This window comes from Acetobacter fallax, from assembly GCF_011516735.1.
Lineage (GTDB): Bacteria > Pseudomonadota > Alphaproteobacteria > Acetobacterales > Acetobacteraceae > Acetobacter > Acetobacter fallax.
Map to the genome: position 1 here is coordinate 67,774 of NZ_WOSX01000011.1, position 16,993 is coordinate 84,766.

At 56.8% G+C, this 16,993-nt stretch carries 15 protein-coding genes and 1 tRNA gene; 7 read left to right on the plus strand and 9 right to left on the minus strand.

The features are described 5' to 3' along the window. Window positions 1-68: 68 nt before the first annotated feature. Window positions 69-728 carry a JAB domain-containing protein gene (locus GOB85_RS07925; RefSeq protein WP_242011367.1) on the plus strand — a complete coding sequence of 220 codons (660 nt, stop codon included), beginning with the start codon at window positions 69-71 and terminating at the stop codon, window positions 726-728. Between the two features lie 481 nt (window positions 729-1,209). Beyond that, on the plus strand, window positions 1,210-2,157 hold the full coding sequence (locus GOB85_RS07930; RefSeq protein ID WP_242011368.1) for a glycoside hydrolase family 5 protein: 948 nt from the start codon (window positions 1,210-1,212) through the stop codon (window positions 2,155-2,157). An 892-nt stretch (window positions 2,158-3,049) separates the two neighbouring features. Here the strand turns inward: GOB85_RS07930 and GOB85_RS19590 are convergent. After that, a complete protein-coding gene (locus tag GOB85_RS19590; protein ID WP_277875879.1) occupies window positions 3,050-3,184 on the minus strand; it encodes a hypothetical protein in 135 nt (44 codons plus the stop codon). Window positions 3,185-3,677: 493 nt separating this feature from the next. Between GOB85_RS19590 and GOB85_RS07935 the strand changes: the two genes are divergently transcribed. Then, window positions 3,678-4,163, plus strand: coding sequence for an Hsp20 family protein (locus GOB85_RS07935; RefSeq protein ID WP_173577017.1), 486 nt, complete (start codon window positions 3,678-3,680; stop codon window positions 4,161-4,163). A 78-nt stretch (window positions 4,164-4,241) separates the two neighbouring features. After that, window positions 4,242-4,499: a DUF1150 family protein gene (locus GOB85_RS07940; RefSeq protein ID WP_338421676.1), complete on the plus strand. Its 258-nt coding sequence runs from the start codon at window positions 4,242-4,244 to the stop codon at window positions 4,497-4,499. Between the two features lie 54 nt (window positions 4,500-4,553). On the opposite strand, the gene hpf is transcribed toward GOB85_RS07940, so the two are convergent. The 8 genes from hpf to GOB85_RS07980 form a co-directional block, all read right to left on the minus strand. After that, a complete protein-coding gene (gene hpf, locus GOB85_RS07945; RefSeq protein ID WP_173577019.1) occupies window positions 4,554-5,141 on the minus strand; it encodes a ribosome hibernation-promoting factor, HPF/YfiA family in 588 nt (195 codons plus the stop codon). Between the two features lie 63 nt (window positions 5,142-5,204). Beyond that, window positions 5,205-6,704: an RNA polymerase factor sigma-54 gene (gene rpoN, locus GOB85_RS07950; protein WP_173577020.1), complete on the minus strand. Its 1,500-nt coding sequence runs from the start codon at window positions 6,702-6,704 to the stop codon at window positions 5,205-5,207. A 9-nt stretch (window positions 6,705-6,713) separates the two neighbouring features. Next, a complete protein-coding gene (gene lptB / locus GOB85_RS07955) occupies window positions 6,714-7,514 on the minus strand; it encodes an LPS export ABC transporter ATP-binding protein (RefSeq protein ID WP_173577021.1) in 801 nt (266 codons plus the stop codon). Between the two features lie 2 nt (window positions 7,515-7,516). Next, window positions 7,517-8,605, minus strand: coding sequence for an LptA/OstA family protein (locus tag GOB85_RS07960; RefSeq protein WP_408737056.1), 1,089 nt, complete (start codon window positions 8,603-8,605; stop codon window positions 7,517-7,519). Between the two features lie 42 nt (window positions 8,606-8,647). Then, window positions 8,648-9,424: an LPS export ABC transporter periplasmic protein LptC gene (gene lptC / locus GOB85_RS07965; protein WP_173577023.1), complete on the minus strand. Its 777-nt coding sequence runs from the start codon at window positions 9,422-9,424 to the stop codon at window positions 8,648-8,650. Further along, window positions 9,424-10,503 (minus strand): KpsF/GutQ family sugar-phosphate isomerase, encoded by a 1,080-nt coding sequence (locus tag GOB85_RS07970; protein WP_173577024.1) that lies wholly within the window; start codon window positions 10,501-10,503, stop codon window positions 9,424-9,426. The genes lptC and GOB85_RS07970 overlap by 1 nt, the downstream gene beginning before the upstream one ends. A gap of 65 nt (window positions 10,504-10,568) precedes the next feature. Beyond that, window positions 10,569-11,228: a ribonuclease D gene (locus GOB85_RS07975; protein ID WP_173577025.1), complete on the minus strand. Its 660-nt coding sequence runs from the start codon at window positions 11,226-11,228 to the stop codon at window positions 10,569-10,571. Between the two features lie 31 nt (window positions 11,229-11,259). Next, window positions 11,260-11,346: transfer RNA gene (locus tag GOB85_RS07980), tRNA-Leu, on the minus strand. A gap of 76 nt (window positions 11,347-11,422) precedes the next feature. On the opposite strand from GOB85_RS07980, the gene GOB85_RS07985 reads away from it, so the two are divergent. The 3 genes from GOB85_RS07985 (at window position 11,423) to GOB85_RS07995 (ending at window position 16,990) form a co-directional block, all read left to right on the plus strand. Then, window positions 11,423-14,155, plus strand: coding sequence for a M1 family metallopeptidase (locus GOB85_RS07985; protein ID WP_338421677.1), 2,733 nt, complete (start codon window positions 11,423-11,425; stop codon window positions 14,153-14,155). 203 nt (window positions 14,156-14,358) lie between these two features. Continuing rightward, on the plus strand, window positions 14,359-15,336 hold the full coding sequence (locus tag GOB85_RS07990) for a complex I NDUFA9 subunit family protein (protein WP_173577026.1): 978 nt from the start codon (window positions 14,359-14,361) through the stop codon (window positions 15,334-15,336). A 205-nt stretch (window positions 15,337-15,541) separates the two neighbouring features. Next, window positions 15,542-16,990, plus strand: coding sequence for an NAD(P)-dependent oxidoreductase (locus GOB85_RS07995; RefSeq protein WP_173577027.1), 1,449 nt, complete (start codon window positions 15,542-15,544; stop codon window positions 16,988-16,990). The last annotated feature ends 3 nt before the right edge of the window (window positions 16,991-16,993 follow it).

Sequence of the window (16,993 nt, forward strand, 5' to 3'; positions counted from 1 at the left end):
TTCCACATTTGCCGAATTCGGAGCCGCGCCATTTTGCGAGTACCGGTCCAACGGGGCACCGGGCACGCATGCGGGAGCGTGTGCTGGCAAGAGGCGCCGCGGCACTGGCTGATTATGAGCTTGTCGAAATGCTCCTGTTCTTCGGGATTCCAAGGCGTGACACGAAACCACTGGCAAAGTTGCTGATCAATCGGTTTGGATCGTTTGCCGGGGTACTGAATGCGCCGGCTGGCGCGCTGCACGCAGTTCAGTTGAATGATGAGACTGTTGCGGCGCTGAAACTACCCGTTCTGGCTGCCCGGCGTCTTGCTGATGCCGAAGCCCGTGCCCGACCGTTACTCGGAAACTGGGAAGCTCTTCTGAGTTATTTTGACACCGCCCTTCATGGTGCCGTGCCAGGCCAGTTGCGCATCCTGTTTCTTGATAACCGAAACCGGTTGCTCGGTGATGAGGCGGTTCCTTCAGAAAACAAAGGAACCGCCGGCCGACGAGGACCCAGGATCGAAGCCGCGACAATTCTCCGTCGCGCGCTGACCCTGCACGCGACGGCATTGATCGGCATACGGCTCTGTGCCGCGGGTCAGACCCCCGATCAGCTTGTTATTGCCGATGAATCGCTCGCTCGTGAACTTGTGCGGGCAGGTGCTCTTCTGGCAATCACGGTGCATGATATGTTAGCTCTTCAGGGAGGCAGATGGGTCAGCCTGAAGCAGCTCGGAAAGCTCTGACCGGGTCATACTGACAATCTGCGGCTTCAGTCAGAGTTGAAAAAGGTGCTTCATGAAAGCTGGCAGCCGTCACCTGGTGCGGCAAATGCGCTATCGCGTCGCCCTTATCAAATCTGATAACGCGAAACTATTATGCTTCCGGTTAGCGCGATCAGTGCGATAACCGGAAATAGCCTGGCACTGCACAGATGAGCGTCATATGGTGCTGGCTGGCTAAAGTGGCTTCAGCACATACGATTCCGGTGAGGTTGAGTCAGAAGAATTCTCGCAATTTTCCGCTTAAATTCTTATTTTGAGAATAACGATCATCCTCTCTTTTCGCTGAGTGGTAATATTTATGCGATGGATATTTATTTTGAATCCTTTTGTGAAAGTTTCAAAAATTCGAAAATATTTTCGGCGTTCAATACCTGAAAACGCAATTATGTCTGGTCATGCCCGTTGTTTTTCTGCCGCCGTCGCGATGTTGACGATATGTGCGATGTCATCATCGGCCGGGGCCGCTGTTCTGCCTGGAGTTAACCTGGCGGGACCTGAATTTGCGGCGGATAAAGTTCCAGGACGCTCTGGCTGGGACTATATGTTTCCGAAACAGCAGGAAATCGACTACTATACATCGCGGCATATGAAGCTTTTCAGGCTGCCTGTATTATGGGATCGCCTGCAGCCAAAGCTTTCCGGTGAACTTGATCCGGCCTATCTCGGGTCTGTCCGGGATTTTATTGCAGCCGCACAGGCTGCAGGTGCAAAGACGATTATCGATATCCATAGTTATGGAAAATATCGTGGTAATCTCGTCGGCTCTGACAGTGTGCCGGTTGAAGCCTTTACAGATTTGTGGGTGAGAATTGCCCGTCAGTTTGGTTCTTCACCCTCTGTTCTTTTTGGTCTTATGAACGAGCCGCAGCAGAAATCTGCGGATGAGTGGGCAGGTTTTCAGCAGAATGCTATCGACGGGATCCGGAGAACCGGCGCAATCAATCAGATAGTTGTCTCTGGTGTGGGTTGGGACGGAGCGCATAATTTTTCGCAGATAAATGGTATCGCTCTGGCTCGTCTGCATGACCCGCGAAAAGCGCTTATTTTTGAGGCTCATCAGTATTTCGATGGAGATTCATCGGGCACTTCTCCGAACTGTGTGCCGGAAGATCAGGTCGAGGGACGGCTTGCACCGTTTGCTGACTGGCTGGAGGCACATCACGCCAAAGGGTTACTCGGCGAATTTGGTGTCGGCCGTAATGCCGGTTGTCTGGCGGATCTTCGTCGGGCCATGACCTACATCTATTCCCGGCCTTTACTCTGGTATGGATGGACTTACTGGGCCGGTGGCCCTCTGTGGGCAGAGTATATGTACACTCTTGACCCTAAAGAAGATGGTTCGGATCGACCGCAGATGAATGTTATTTCGGACATATTGCAGTCAAAATGATCCGTTAATTCTGCCGCTGTCCGGAAAATAGATTTGTCACGTGGATAATTACAGTCACCGGAACCTGTTTCTGGAAGCTATAGTAATTCCGAAGCAGTTCTGTAATCACTTACCGATTTCATGGTGAAAATATCTGGTGACTAATGCCAGAGGCTATGAAGACTGACTTGTCGATGAGAGTATCCGGGCTCTGCCCGGACCCGGCAGGGACCGCAGGCCCCTGCACACGGGTTTGCTGATCATAAAACGGTTTGCAAAGGCGAGCCTTTGCCGGGTTCCAGGGCAGAGCCCTGCCAGTCCTGCGCCTCCCGGTCCTGCACCGACCAGTCTCACACAGGTCAAAGCCCAGATCCTCTGGTATAAGTCCCTGATGATCTGATTCATATGTTCGAGCTGAGATCTGATCGGCTGGTGCTTCATTTCTGCCAGGCGATACTGGTCCCGTCTTTCAGGGCGACACATACTGACATAGGCATCAGGTATCGGGTGTCAGATACTGAGCATACCCTGATGAAAACGCGAGCGGACTTTCATTATTCCGGAAGCTGGTATGGATTCAGCCGGATGGCGCTACGACGAGTTTCCCGGAAAAGCCCGAAACATACTTCCGGCCTGCTCTCTTTCGAGTCTGAGATGTCCGTCTTTCTCCGAAAGCCGCTTTTTCTGTTTCATAAGCGTCTTCGAGTTAATCCTGAAGCTACAAGCGCGAACCCTGCCTGGGGTTTCCCATCCCGCCTGAACAAGCTGCTTGCTGCGCTGTGGTGTCGTCGCAGCACCAGGGGGAGGAACCTGGCTCATAGCGACTCCTTTCACTCACGGGAGTGATCAGGAGACGCTATCAAAGCCCGGAATTAAGCATTTAACCGCCCTTCTTAATCTCTATGGACGTGACTCAGTCAGCCACGCGATCAGACAGAACGGTCGCAACCATCAGAAGGCCAACGACAGGCACAAAAGCGAACATGGACAGGGTAGCCAGTGCGCTAACCGGATTGGCGATGAAGTTAAACGTTTCGTGTATAAGCATGGTCATAACTCCGAATGAATGTGTTGGTGGGAAGAAGCACGTCCTGATGACATGAAGCAAGTTTTTCTGTGGGAGATCTGATGTCGAGAATATGCATACTAAGTAGGTGGCTTCAGATATGAGGGTTAAAAAAGGATTTTTCGTCATTTTGTGTGAGTACAAGACCGCCATATGTGCCACACAGCATGGCTGACCCCTCATCTGTCGATTATTTTATGGGCATAATTATAAGGCAAATGATTAAAATTATGTCTTTTCTGACGTCTGTCTGTATGCTCATATTGAAGGCATAAAAATCTGAAATTGCACAATATCGGTGTTCTTGAGGCCCATCACATGTCTGTTATGCCGTGATTACCTGGGTGTTGATCGAAATTTGCCTCGTGCAAAGGATTCGCCCGCCTCTTGCAACCGCTGTGGGTTGATCCATATCCTTGTGGTGTGGTCGCCGTAACGGGGCCGCTTCCCGTCTCGCTCATCAGAGGAGGCTGCAATGTCAGGCAGAGTTTTTGGGTCACCGATGTTTCTGGGGTTCGATCATCTCGAAACCATGCTCGAACGAGCATCGAAGTCATCAGGTGAAGGCTATCCACCTTATAATATCGAGCAGATCAGTCCATCCGCACTGCGAATTACCCTCGCTGTCGCTGGCTTTACGATGGAAGACCTGCAAATCACGCAGGAAGATAATCAGCTGGTTATCCGGGGGCGGCAATCGGATGACCTTCAGGGCCGGGTCTTTCTTCATCGCGGCATCGCATCACGCCAGTTCCAGAAATCGTTCGTTCTCGCCGAAGGAATCGATATCGGGGGTGCCTGGCTCGATAACGGGTTGCTAAATATCGACCTCTATCGTCCCGAACCTGAAGTAAGGGTGAGGCGGATCGATATCACCAAAGGAAACGCCACTCGTAAGGTTGCCGAAGAAACGGCGAAACCACCGGCGCCCCGGGTCGTGCGCAGCATTGGCGACGAATGATCACGGCCAGTCAGAAGACAGAATCTTATTCCATTGAACCTGACGCTGATAAGCGCGGGGGGAACAATGCAGGGAAACGTGTCAAATCAGATTAATATAGCCGCACAGGAAGCCGACAAATCTTCCGGTGCTATCGATATTCGTAATCTGACGGATGATCAGTTTCTGACACTCGGATTACCTACTCTGGTTTATGTCCGAAAAGGAATGAATGAGGGACGTGATGTGTTCGCCATTCATGCCGCGAACGGACAGATGATGGGCATAGCGGAAGATCCTGAAACAGTCTTTTCCGCTATCACTGAGCATCAGATGGTGGCCATGACCATCCATTAAAGGGCGCAGGCGCTGCCAGTGAGGCAGCGCCTGCTTCCGTGATGACCGTTCACGTTACGCAGATCCGGGATCGACCCACCCGATATTTCCGTCGTCACGTCGATAGACGATGTTGATTTGTCTGTTGACGCTGTTGCGGAAGACGAGAAGACTTCGATCCGCCAGATCAAGACGCATGACCGCTTCGCTCACGCTCAGAAGCGCTATCTCGGTTGCCTGTTCGGCGATAATCGTTGCGTAAGGCCCTTCCGCGTTTTCGTCTGTGGCAGCGATCGCGGGTTGAGGGTCAAGCGGCTGGAGAACATATGTGCGTCCGATTTCAGGACCAGGATGACGTTCGCTTGCCCGGGAATGTGACCGGACCCGACGACGGTATCGACGGAGTCTGCGGGCGATATGCTCGGCGGCATCATCGAAAGCTGTTGGCGCATCGGCGGCTTCACCTTCTCCCCGAAGGGTCAGTCCGCGGGCTGCATGAACATTGATATCACAGGTGAAGAATGACCGGGCGCGACTGAAGGTGACATCAGCCTCCATTGCCTGATCAAAATAGCGATCAGCAATAGTTCCAAGATGTAGTGTCACCCTGTGTTTGAGGGCGTCAGACAGGTCAATCTGTTTGCCGGAAACGTGGATGTGCATTCTGACAGGCTCCTTTCTTTGAGGAAACCGGTCGCCATTGACTCCTGGTGGCGTAGCACGCCATCAGGCTGAGGCGGCTTTCTCCCGTTTTCGCTGCACAGAACTCGCGATGTGCAGCGTGTCACGGTATTTGGCCACGGTTCTGCGGGCGATGTCTATTCCTTCTTTGCGAAGCCTTCGCATGATGTCATCATCTGACAGGATGGAACCCCTTGTTTCAGCATCGACCATTTTGCGAATTTTGAAACGAATAGCTTCAGCGCTATGATTTTCGCTGCCATGCATGTTTCTTACGGCAGTTGTGAAAAAATATTTCAGTTCAAAAACTCCTCGCGGGGTAGCGATGTATTTGCCTGATGTGACCCGGCTCACTGTGCTTTCATGAAGGCCTGTAGTGGCGGCAATGTCTCTCAGTGTCAGCGGGCGAAGCCCCGGAACGCCACGCTCCGTAAAATCATGCTGATGTCTCATGATTTCGGATGAAACCTGCCAGAGCGTCCGTCCGCGCTGATCCAGAGCCCGTATCAGCCCGCTTGCCTGCGAAAGCTGTGTCTGAACAAACGCGCGGTCATCTTTCTGCCCGAGCATTGCAACACAGGCCTGCAATCCGTTGTCCAGACGCAGACGTGGCATGGCATCCGTGTTGAGTTCAACGCGCCATAGTCCATCTGCTGAACGCCGAAAGATCACATCAGGCACGACCGTGCTCACAGCGCAGAGATCCGGCTCAAAACCTGGTTTCGGATCAAGCCGTCGCAGTTCGGCGAGCATATCCGCGAAATCATCTTCATCGACATCGCAGAGCGCGCGCAGCTTTGAATAATGCCGTCCGGCTATGAGGTCGAGATGATCAAGCAGCGTTGATATCGCCGGATCGAAACGGTTTTGTGCTGTAAGCTGCGCCGCAAGACATTCTTTCAGCGAGCACGCGAAAAGCCCGATCGGTTCGAACGTGGTCATCATCAGCGTACGGACAATTTCGACCTCTTCCGTCGAAACCGCGAGAATCGCCGCTATTTCACCAGGCGCACAATCCAGTCGTCCCGCCAGATCGAGCCGGGCGATCAGACATGCCCCTATGAGGCGCTGCCGGTGACTGAGATGCGGTGTCATCCGCAGCTGTGCGCTGAGCCTTTCATGCAGTGGAGGCTGGCCTGTGGCAGCATGATTGTCTTCCTGCCCTTCCCACAGGATTGCAGTGCCTTTGCGGCGGTCAAAGGGCGCGCCATCAGTGTTGTAGCCATCATCAAATCCACCGCTACGGGCTTCAGCAGCGTAGTCCGTGTCGAGCGGAGCATCGTCCGGTCCAGGGAGATTTCCACTGTCCGGAAGTGCAGAGGCAGGAAGGGGTGTTTCCGGGATGCTTTGATCGGGGGAAGTGGCCTCCGGAGGCAGGTCTTCCGTCTGGCCGGCTACCAGAAGCGGGTTCCGTTGTAGTTCCTCCTCGACAAGCGCCGCTACCTCGATGCCGCTCATCTGCATGATATTAATCGCCAGACGCAATTGCGGCGTCATGACGAGATTATGTGTCTGTCTGAGCTGGAACCCGGGTGCTATCGCCATAGGGCGATATTAGATTTTAAAAGTTTCTCCCAGGTACACACGACGCACATCTTCGTTTGCGACGATCTCCGCCGGCACACCCTGCATCAGCACCTGACCACCATGCATGATATAGGCGCGATCAATCACTTCCAGCGTTTCCCGGACGTTGTGGTCGGTGATCAGAACACCAATCCCGCGATCCTTCAGATGCGATACCAGATCACGGATTTCTCCGACCGCGATCGGATCAATGCCCGCCAGCGGTTCGTCAAGCAGGATATAGTGCGGCTGGCTGGCCAGAGCACGGGCAATCTCAAGACGCCGGCGCTCGCCGCCGGACAAGGCGAGAGAAGGCGAGCGGCGCAGATGTGAGATGCCGAACTCGCCGAGCAGCCCGTCCAGCATGGCGTCCCGCTTGTCCGGGTCCGGCTCAACCACTTCCAGCGCCGCCATAATATTCTGTTCGACATTCAGTCCGCGAAAGATGCTGGCTTCCTGGGGCAGATAGCCGATCCCAAGCCGGGCACGCCGATACATCGGAAGACGCGTGATGTCGGCGCCATCCAGCGTGATCGTTCCGGTATCAGGCTGCACAAGACCGACGATCATATAAAAGCTGGTTGTCTTCCCGGCGCCATTAGGGCCCAGCAGACCAACAGCCTCGCCGCGATGCACTTCAATCGAGACGTTCTTCACGACCTCGCGTTTTTTGTAGGATTTTCCAATCCCGTCCGCGAAAAGGCCGTGTTTCCGGTCCCGGAGAACGGTGTGGCCGGTTCCGGCCGGATCGATGATCACGTCTTCAGTAATGTCTTCAAATTCAGTCATGGTCAGTGGCCACCACTGCTGCTGCCATCATTGTTCGGCACGACAAGTCCGCTGACACGTGCACCCGGACGCTCCGTCATCGTGGCGATTCCAGTGTGCATGTTGATGATTGCCGCCGATCCCTGAAGCTGGTTCTGGCCACGGGTGATGTGGACAGTGCCAACAATCCGGGCAATGCCGGTATCGGGAACATACACACCCCGATCACCCGTCACGACTTCTGTCTGCGTCCGAACCCAGACATGACCAAACGCATTAACCTTCTCCAGCTTGCCTGAGCCATTCGCCATCGGATCACCTCCGGGTTTCGGCGCCGGTACGGCTGCATCGGCGACCGGCTTTTTGTCCGCCGGAGCACTGTAGCCGACCAGCACATCGGCCCGGATCTGTTTACCTTCATTGGTGGTCACCGTCGCATCGCCACGACCGATGGAAATCCGCGTATCCGAGTAATATTCCATCGAATCGCGGGATGTCAGAACATCCTGCGGCGTGGTCAGCTTCAGCGCATGGCCGGTCATGACCAGTGTGGCCTTGTCAATGTCGTAAACGGCTTTATCGCCCCATGCCTGATCGGTCTGCGTGAAGATATGGACGTGCCCGATAGCTTCCAGCCTGTAAATTTCGTTTGACCCGGAACTGTCCATGCCACCAGCCTGAGCGCCTGCCGGGCTCCCCGCAGCTGGCGCGGCTCCACTATCAGGCGATGTGTTGCCAGTGCCAGACGGCGGAGCCGTGGGAGGAGCAGATGGAGGAGCGCTGGCCGCTACTTCTTTATGCTCTGATGGTTCTGATGCAGGCGTAATCGGATTGACAGCGTCGGGCGTCGCGGTTTTTTTCCGGTAATAGGCAATCAGGCGATCTGCGGTAACAGTCACATCGCCACGGACTGCCTGAGCCTGATCATATGCCGTGACCTTCTGGGCATTCTGATCCCAGTCGAATCCACCGACAGCAGTCACGGTGATCTGGCCACCATGCGACAGATCAATCGCCTGCGCGCCAGCTTCCCGGACAGGAAGTGTCAGCGCAATGAGCACCGAAGCCGTACCGGACAGAACCCGGAATGAAGCTCCGGAGAGTGCGCGGATTCCGGCCTGCGGCGTCCGGGAAGCAAAGGAAAGGAGCACCATTCAACTGGCCTTGTCGTGCGAGCCGCTGCGGTCATCATTCAGGATCATCCGTCCCGGACCGCGAAACTGAGCAATACCATCGTGTTCTGCGAGGAAATAGCCTTTGGCATCCAGAACACCAAACGGTCCTTCCACATGCACCCAGTCATCGGAGGCAACAACGCCTTCATGCATATCGATGTCAGCTAACGGACCGCGCATCATAAGTCCATCATCGCGGTAGAGTGTGACTTCCTTCGTGAGATCCAGAATTTGCTCATGCTGCATGTAAACGCCGTTTTCCGATTGCAGATAGAGCCACTGGCCACTCTGGGTCAGCGTATCGGCTGCCGGCGAGACCAGATCAATCCGGTCCTGATCGATCTGATGGGCGGTCTTCGCCGTGATCATGAAAGGCCTTCCATGAGTATCGACGCTGCGATAGATCGCGCCTTCCAGATTACCGCTTTCCAGTTTCAGCCGGGTAGCTTCTGTCAATGCTGTGTGGCTCGCATGCATCATCCGGTCGATCTCCGGCCAGACAGCGATCGAGCTGAGTAGCAGAAGAGCGAGGCCCGGCAGTACCCATTTTGCCCAGCGCAGCATCGTCTGGCGACGAGCCAGTTCGGCAGCGCCAGGTGCGCGGCGGGACGTAACCGCTGCCGCTTCGATGATCGTTCGCTGGCGGCGGATTGTCTCATCGGAACGACTGAAATCCTGTCTCTGAACACGCGCAGCATGCTCCGGGGGGGACGGGGCGCGGTCTTCCTCTGCCCGGTCTTCCGGTGTGTCGGTCATCACGCAACGCCCGCCCGAAGAAGGTCATGCACATGAACAACACCGATCACGTGCTTCTCTGTATCCAGAACAAAGAGTGAGGTAATCGGTTTCGGCCGGTCGTTCATCAGACGCAGCGCTTCGGCGCCCAGAACAGCGGCTCCGACAGTCAGCGGCGAGCAGTTCATCACCTCGCTGGCACAGGTGCGGCCAAGATCGCGGTCGAGCGCAGCACGCAGATCGCCATCCGTGATGATGCCGGCAAGTCCGCCGTCTGAATCGACGACAGCCACGCAGCCCAGCGCTTTGCGAGTGATTTCGACAATCACATCCCGCAGCACTGTTGACGGCAGAACGGTCGGAACCGCGTCCCCGGTGCGCATCAGATCCCGGACCGTTCGCAGCTTTGCCCCAAGTCTGCCACCCGGATGAAAGACACCGAAATCTCCGGCAGTGAAACCCCGGCGCTCCATCAGTGACACAGCAAGCGCGTCTCCGAGAGCAAGTTGCATGATGCTGCTCGTGGTCGGAGCCAGTCCCATCGGGCAGGCTTCAGGCATGGCAGGGGTCAGCAGCACAATATCCGCCGCCTCGGCGAGAGCCGATGACTCACAGGCCGTGACCGCAAAAAGTGGCAGACCGTAGCGACGACTATGCGCCACAATATCAGCCAGTTCGGACGATTCACCCGAATTGGACAATGCCAGGACAGCATCCCCGGCCGCAAGCATCCCCAGGTCGCCATGAGATGCCTCCACCGGATGCACGAAGATAGCCGGAGTGCCGGTCGAGCTGAGTGTGGCCTGAATTTTTCGGCCGATATGACCTGATTTGCCTATTCCGGTGACAACGACGCGTCCCTCAAGCCGGGCAATGACATCGACCGCACGGGCAAACGCAGCACCCAGACCGTGCGTGTCAGCCATGGCGCGGTCCAGCGCGCTCAGACCAGCGACTTCAGTCGTGAGCACGGCCCGCGCCGCAGCGACAGGATCCCGACCGGGTGCTTCAGTTCTGCGAGGCGGGTTTGCCGTGTCGTGTCCGGTCTGTAAAATGGCGACTGGTCGCGCAGGTGGCCCGGATGGATCGGGATAACTCATGCAGGTCTCTATCGTCCCTCGGGACGTGCCGGTCAATCGCGTCCGTCCGGAGCTATGCGACACATTCAGGAACGATGGGAGAAGATGTCCGGATCTTCATATCCGAGTAAGTCAAGCCGGGCCCGGGCTGGCAGGAAATCGTAGCAGGCCTGCGCCAGTTCGCGGCGGTCTTCGCGCACAAGCAGTGCTTCCAGTTTATCCCAGAGAGCATGCAGATACAGCACGTCGGACGCGGCATAGACGAGCTGCTCGGGTGTCAGTTTCGGTGCCCCCCAGTCGGAACACTGCTGATGCTTGCTTATTTCGACTCCCAGCAGGTCACGACAAAGCGCCGCCAGACCATGCCGGTCAGTAAAGGTGCGCACCAGCCGGGCCGCAATCTTGGTGCAGACTGTCGGCGCTACGGTGATGCCCAGCGTATGCTGGAGAACAGCAACATCGAAACGCGCAAAATGCATGATCTTCAGAACCGAGGCATCCGAGAGGAGGCGCTTAAGGTTCGGGCAGTCCGCCGGCTTTCCGCCTGGCTGATCCGGTATCAGCTGCACCAGATGCGCAGTGCCGTCGCCAGACGAAAGCTGTACGAGGCAGAGTCGGTCCCGGTGCGGGACAAGGCCCATGGTCTCGGTGTCGATCGCGACACGCGGCCCGAACTCAAGCCCGTCCGGGAGATCATTGCGATGCAGCGTGATAGCGCCATCGATCGGGATCTGCCTGCCGCTCATGGCCCGTCCATTTAATTTTGGAAAAAAACTCTGGTGCCCAGAAGAAGACTCGAACTTCCACGACCTTGCGGCCACAGGTACCTGAAACCTGCGCGTCTACCAATTCCGCCATCTGGGCAAGATGACAACCTGGTTCCCCAGGGTGCTGGAGGGCGTTTAAACGGGCAGATCGAGCAGGTCAAGAGGCCTTTCATGTGATTTATGACATCTTTCCGACGGATGCCGGCTGTGGTTCCCTCCATGCAACAAAGACCCGGGATATGATGATGCGTTACACTCTGCTTCTTGCCTCAACACTGTTCTGCGCCGCGGCCATGCTCACAGGACCGGTTCGGTCCGCTCATGCCGAGGCGCCTTTTTCATTCAGCACCACGCCTGGTCAGTTGCCAAAAACAGTCGTCCCTTCGGCTTATGACATTGATCTTGTCACCGATATGAAGGCGCTGACCCTTCGCGGTCATGAGATGATTTCCGTATCCGTATCGGCGGTGACTGACACGGTCACGCTGAATCAGGCTGGCCTGACCGTCCGCTCCGCGACGATCGATGGCGCCCCGGCGACGGTCAGCACCGATGAAAAAGGACAGACTCTGACGCTACGGTCACAGCAGCCTCTTGCTGCCGGGTCGCATAAAATCGACATCTCCTATGCCGGACCGATTCCGCAAACGCCCAACGGAATTTATTACGATGATTATCGTGATTCCGCCGGAGCGAAAAAGCGCATGCTCGTGACCCAGTTCGAGGTCGCTGATGCGCGGAGGATGTTCCCCTGCTGGGATGAGCCGGCGTTCAAGGCGACATTCCGCCTGAACGTGACGCTGCCGAAAGCGTGGGTGCCGATCAGCAACATGCCGGTTGAGTCGACCGCGCCCGCGTCTGACGACACGCAGCGCGTAACGTTCGCCACGACACCGCGCATGTCCACCTATCTTCTGGCGCTTGTTGCCGGTGATCTCGCCGCGACGCACGGGCAGGGCGGCGCCACGCCGATCAGCACCTGGGCTCCGAAAGGTGAAGAGCAGAGCACGGAGTATGCCACACATGCTGCCTCTGAAATTCTGCCCTATTACAACGGATATTTCGGGACGGCTTATCCGTTGCCGAAACTCGATCTGATTGCGGTTCCCGGAAATTACGAGGCCGGCGCAATGGAAAACTGGGGCGCCATCACTTTCATCGATGAAGACCTGCTGTATGATCCCGCGCACAGCTCCCCGGGCACGAAAGAACTGGTCTATCTCGTGGTCGCGCACGAAATGGCGCATCAGTGGTCGGGTGATCTCGTTACCATGGCATGGTGGGATAACATCTGGCTGAATGAAGGTTTCGCCACCTGGATGGAGACGAAAGCGCTCGATCATTTCAACCCGACCTGGGAAGTCTGGCCACGCGAGCATATGGGGCGCGAACGCGCCATGGCTCAGGATGCGCTTTCCACAACACACCCGATCCAGCAGCCTGTTCGCGATGTCAGTCAGGCCGGAAGTGCGTTTGACGGGATCAGTTACCAGAAAGGCGAACAGGTCATTCGCATGATTGAGACCTGGCTGGGCCCTGATACATTCCGTGACGGCATGCGGGACTATATGAAGACTCATGCCTACAGCAATGCGACAAGCGCTGATCTGTGGAATGCGCTTTCCGCGTCGTCACATCAGGATGTTGGTGCCGTTGCCCGCACATTCACGGAACAGCCGGGCATTCCGCTCATCAGCGTTTCAGAAAATTGCCGGAACGGTAATACAGTTATCGGGCTGAAGCAGAGCCGATTCACGATTCACGATCCGAACGCCGCCGCGCTGCACTGGCGTGTTCCTGTTGTGATTGGCGGTCCCGGTGTGCCGGCGCAGAAAGTGGTTCTGACTGATAAGGCAACGCTCCGTTTTCATGGCTGTGGCAAGGCGATCAAAGCCAATCCGGGCGAGGGCAGTTATTACCGCACGGCGTATGATGCAGCCTCTTTCCGCGCGCTGAAAGAGAATTTCACCCGTTTTGATGCAACGGATCGGGTCAATCTGCTCGGTGATCAGTTCGCGCTTTTTCAGGCCGATAAAGGTCAGCTCGCTGATTATCTCGATCTCGTCTCCGGCCTGTCTGCAAATGGTGAAACCAGCATCGCCGTCTGGCAGGACACGCTCACGCATCTCAGTCGTCTTGACGATCTTGAGCGCGGATCGCCTTCACGCCCGGCATTTCGTGCCTTCGTTCGCACAGTGCTGACTCCGCAGCTCAGCCGGCTTGGCTGGGACCCGAAGCCAGGTGAAAGTTTCCTCGACACACTCCTGAGACCGCAGATTATTCAGACTCTCGGTGTGATGGATGATGCGGATGTCGCAGCAGAAGCCGCGAAGCGCTTTACGGCCTGGCGGAAAAATCCTGCCTCGCTCGATCCGGGGCTGGTGCAGCCCGTGATGCAGACGGTCGGCCTCCATGCGAATGCGGAAACATGGAATGTCCTGGCGGACATGGTCCGCAAGGCGCCGGATACTGAGCAGAAGCGTCGTTTTTATGCCGCTCTCGCCCGGTCACAGAACCCGGAATTGATTCGCAAAGCAGTTCGCCTCGCCTGGAGTGGCGCAATTCCAAACGGACGCATTGTCCGCTCGCTGGCCGTGCTGGCACAGAACAGCGAGAATCCGGATCTGGTGTGGGAGCAGGTGGTCGCCAGCGAGGCTGACATCAGCGGGCATCTGACTCCGCAGTCCCGTGAGGATCTGCTGCCCGCGATCGCCGCGGCCACGTTCAGTCCTGAAATCGTCGCGCAGATGAAAGCCGCGCCGGTCAGCTCTGCGACATCAGGTGGAAAAATTGCAGCCGATCGCAGCGCGGAGGAAGTGGCAATGAATATAGGCATCCGTCTGCGGGCTCAGCCGGCCATTGCTCAGTGGCTGGCCGCATCAGGGGCCGGCAACGCGGCTCATTAAGCCGTCACGGAACAGTGTCGGGCAGGGGGCTTACGGCGTCCTGCCCGCCGGGTGTTCACGCGCGCATGATCTGTGGCGGTGTGGACAGGAAGAGGGCCGGATGTATCGTGTCCCGATGAAAGACCGGACAAACTGACGTTTTCAGGCGTTGTGGTTCCGGTTACGAGCCGGGGCTTTTCCCGGAGTGCACGGGGAGCAGAGTGATGACAGGTCAGCGAGTGGCGACCGTCTTCGGTGGTTCGGGTTTTCTCGGAAAATATGTTGTTCGCAAGCTGGCGCAGGATGGTTACGCCGTGCGTGTGGCCTGCCGTCGCACCGATCTGGCGAACAATCTCCGGCAACTCGGTGCTGTCGGACAGATTTCCCCGTTTTACGCGCCCGTTCAGAGCGATGACGACGTCAGATCCGCCGTGGCCGGTGCGGATGTTGTCATCAATCTTGCCGCCATTCTTTCGGCTCCGACAGTCGCAAAGCTGGAGGCCGTCAACGTAAAAGGCACGGCACGCGTCGCAAAAGCCGCCGCTGAACACGGCGTCGGAACATTGATTCAGATGTCGGCGATTGGTGCGTCCACGTCAGGAGTCTCGATCTATTCGAGAAGTCGGGGCGCGGGCGAAGAGGAGGTGCGACTGAATTTTCCGTCGGCTACGATCGTTCGGGCTTCAGTCCTGTTCGGGCCTGAAGACCATTTTCTCAATCTGTTTGCCGCTCTTGCCCGTTATGTCCCTTTTGTGATGCCGGTTTACGGTGCCCGTACCCGCGTGCAGCCAGTCTATGTTGCCGATGTCGCCGAAGCGATCCGCCGTATTATCGCGACAAGCGTCGATGTCCGCCCGACAGAAACAGGCGTTTGCGAGCTTGGCGGACCAGAAGTGCTGACCATGGGCGAGATCTGCCGACGTGTTCTTGTGATGACCGGTCGGAACAAGCCTGTTTTCGAGGTGCCTTCCGCACTCGCGTCTCTGCAGGCTCTGGTGCTGGAGCGTCTGCCAGGAAGAATGCTGACACGCGATCAGCTCAGAATGCTGTCGGTGGATAATATCGTGTCGGACGGCATGCCTGGCTTCCCTGAGATCGGCATGGCGCCTCTCTCGATGGATCTGATCGCGCCAGCTTATCTGAAGCGCTACGCTGCGGGTGGTGGAGAAAAAAATAACATTATAAATCAATTTACTGAGTAAAATCAGGTCCCAACCGGATCATATTTTTCAGATGTTTCTGATCGCACCACCGCAGCATCCCGTTTTGTTTCGGTGAATGGGGCAGTATTGCTGTCTTTTGTTCCTGCGAGACGTGCGCTATCGCTGTTTCCGGCTTCTGCTCTGGCGGGCGGTCACTCACGTCCGTCCTGAGCACGGGAAGCCCGCCCACAAGGAAACTCAGCGCATGTCCACAAAGATGCTCTCATTCGTCTCGGTTTCGCAGTCGCAGCCGCCCCGGCGCGGTGCTGCTGAGCGCCGAAATGATTTTGATGAGATTTATGAGGACTTTGCCCCGGAGCAGGCAAGCACGCAGGCCAGCCGGTGTTCGCAATGCGGCGTTCCTTTCTGCTCAATACACTGCCCGCTGGGAAACAATATTCCTGACTGGCTGATGCTGACAGCGGAAGGCCGGCTGGAAGAAGCGTATGCCGTCTCTCAGGCGACCAACACCTTCCCGGAAATCTGCGGACGGATCTGTCCTCAGGATCGCCTCTGCGAAGGGAATTGTGTGATTGAGAAAGGCTTCGAGAGCGTCACCATCGGCGCGGTCGAGCGCTACATTACGGATACGGCGTTTGAAAAAGGCTGGGTGAAGCCAGACCTGCCGGTTCGTGAACTGGAAAGCTCAGTTGCCATTATCGGAGCCGGTCCGGCCGGCCTTGCCGCAGCCGAACGGCTGCGCGCGGCAGGGCATCAGGTGCATGTCTATGACCGTCACGACAGGGCCGGCGGCCTGCTGATTTACGGAATTCCGGGTTTTAAGCTTGAAAAAGACATCGTGGCCCGTCGTGAGAAGCTCCTTGAGGATCAGGGAGTCATTTTCCATCTCGGACAGGCGATCGGCACCGGTGACGGAGAGGTCACGCTGATGCAGTTGCGGGAACAGCATGACGCGGTCCTGATCGCGACAGGGGTGTATAAAGCCCGCGAAATCGGTGGCCCGGGTTCGGGCTTGCCCGGGATCGTCCGCGCGCTCGACTATCTGACCGTTTCGAACCGGCGCTCGCTGGGCGATGCCGTGCCGGAGGGCGAGCTTGATGCCACCGATAAGGACGTTGTGGTGATCGGCGGCGGTGATACCGCTATGGACTGTGTCCGCACGGCCATCCGTCAGGGCGCGCGTTCAGTGAAGTGCCTCTACCGTCGCGATCGTGCGAATATGCCCGGTTCCGTCCGCGAAGTGAAAAACGCCGAGGAAGAGGGCGTCGAATTTGTCTGGCTCGCGGCACCTGAAGCATTTCTGGGCGACAATGCGGTGACCGGCGTCCGCGCTCAGCGGATGCGCCTCGGCATGCCGGACGCAACAGGTCGCCAGTCCATCGAGCCGGAACCGGATGGACTGTTCACGGTGAAGGCCGATCTGGTGATCAAGGCGCTCGGTTTCGATCCCGAGCCGCTGCCGGAGTTATGGGAGGCGAAAGATCTTGAAGTGTCCCGCTGGGGAACGGTGAAGATCGACCGCGAACGCTTTGAAACGTCCATATCCGGCGTGTTTGCCGCCGGCGATATCGTGCGCGGTGCCAGCCTCGTTGTCTGGGCGATCCGTGACGGCCGTGATGCGGCGGCGCAGATCGATCACTGGATCAGCGAACGGGCATCTGCATCTGCATCTGCTTCTCTGGCTGCGGAGTAACAA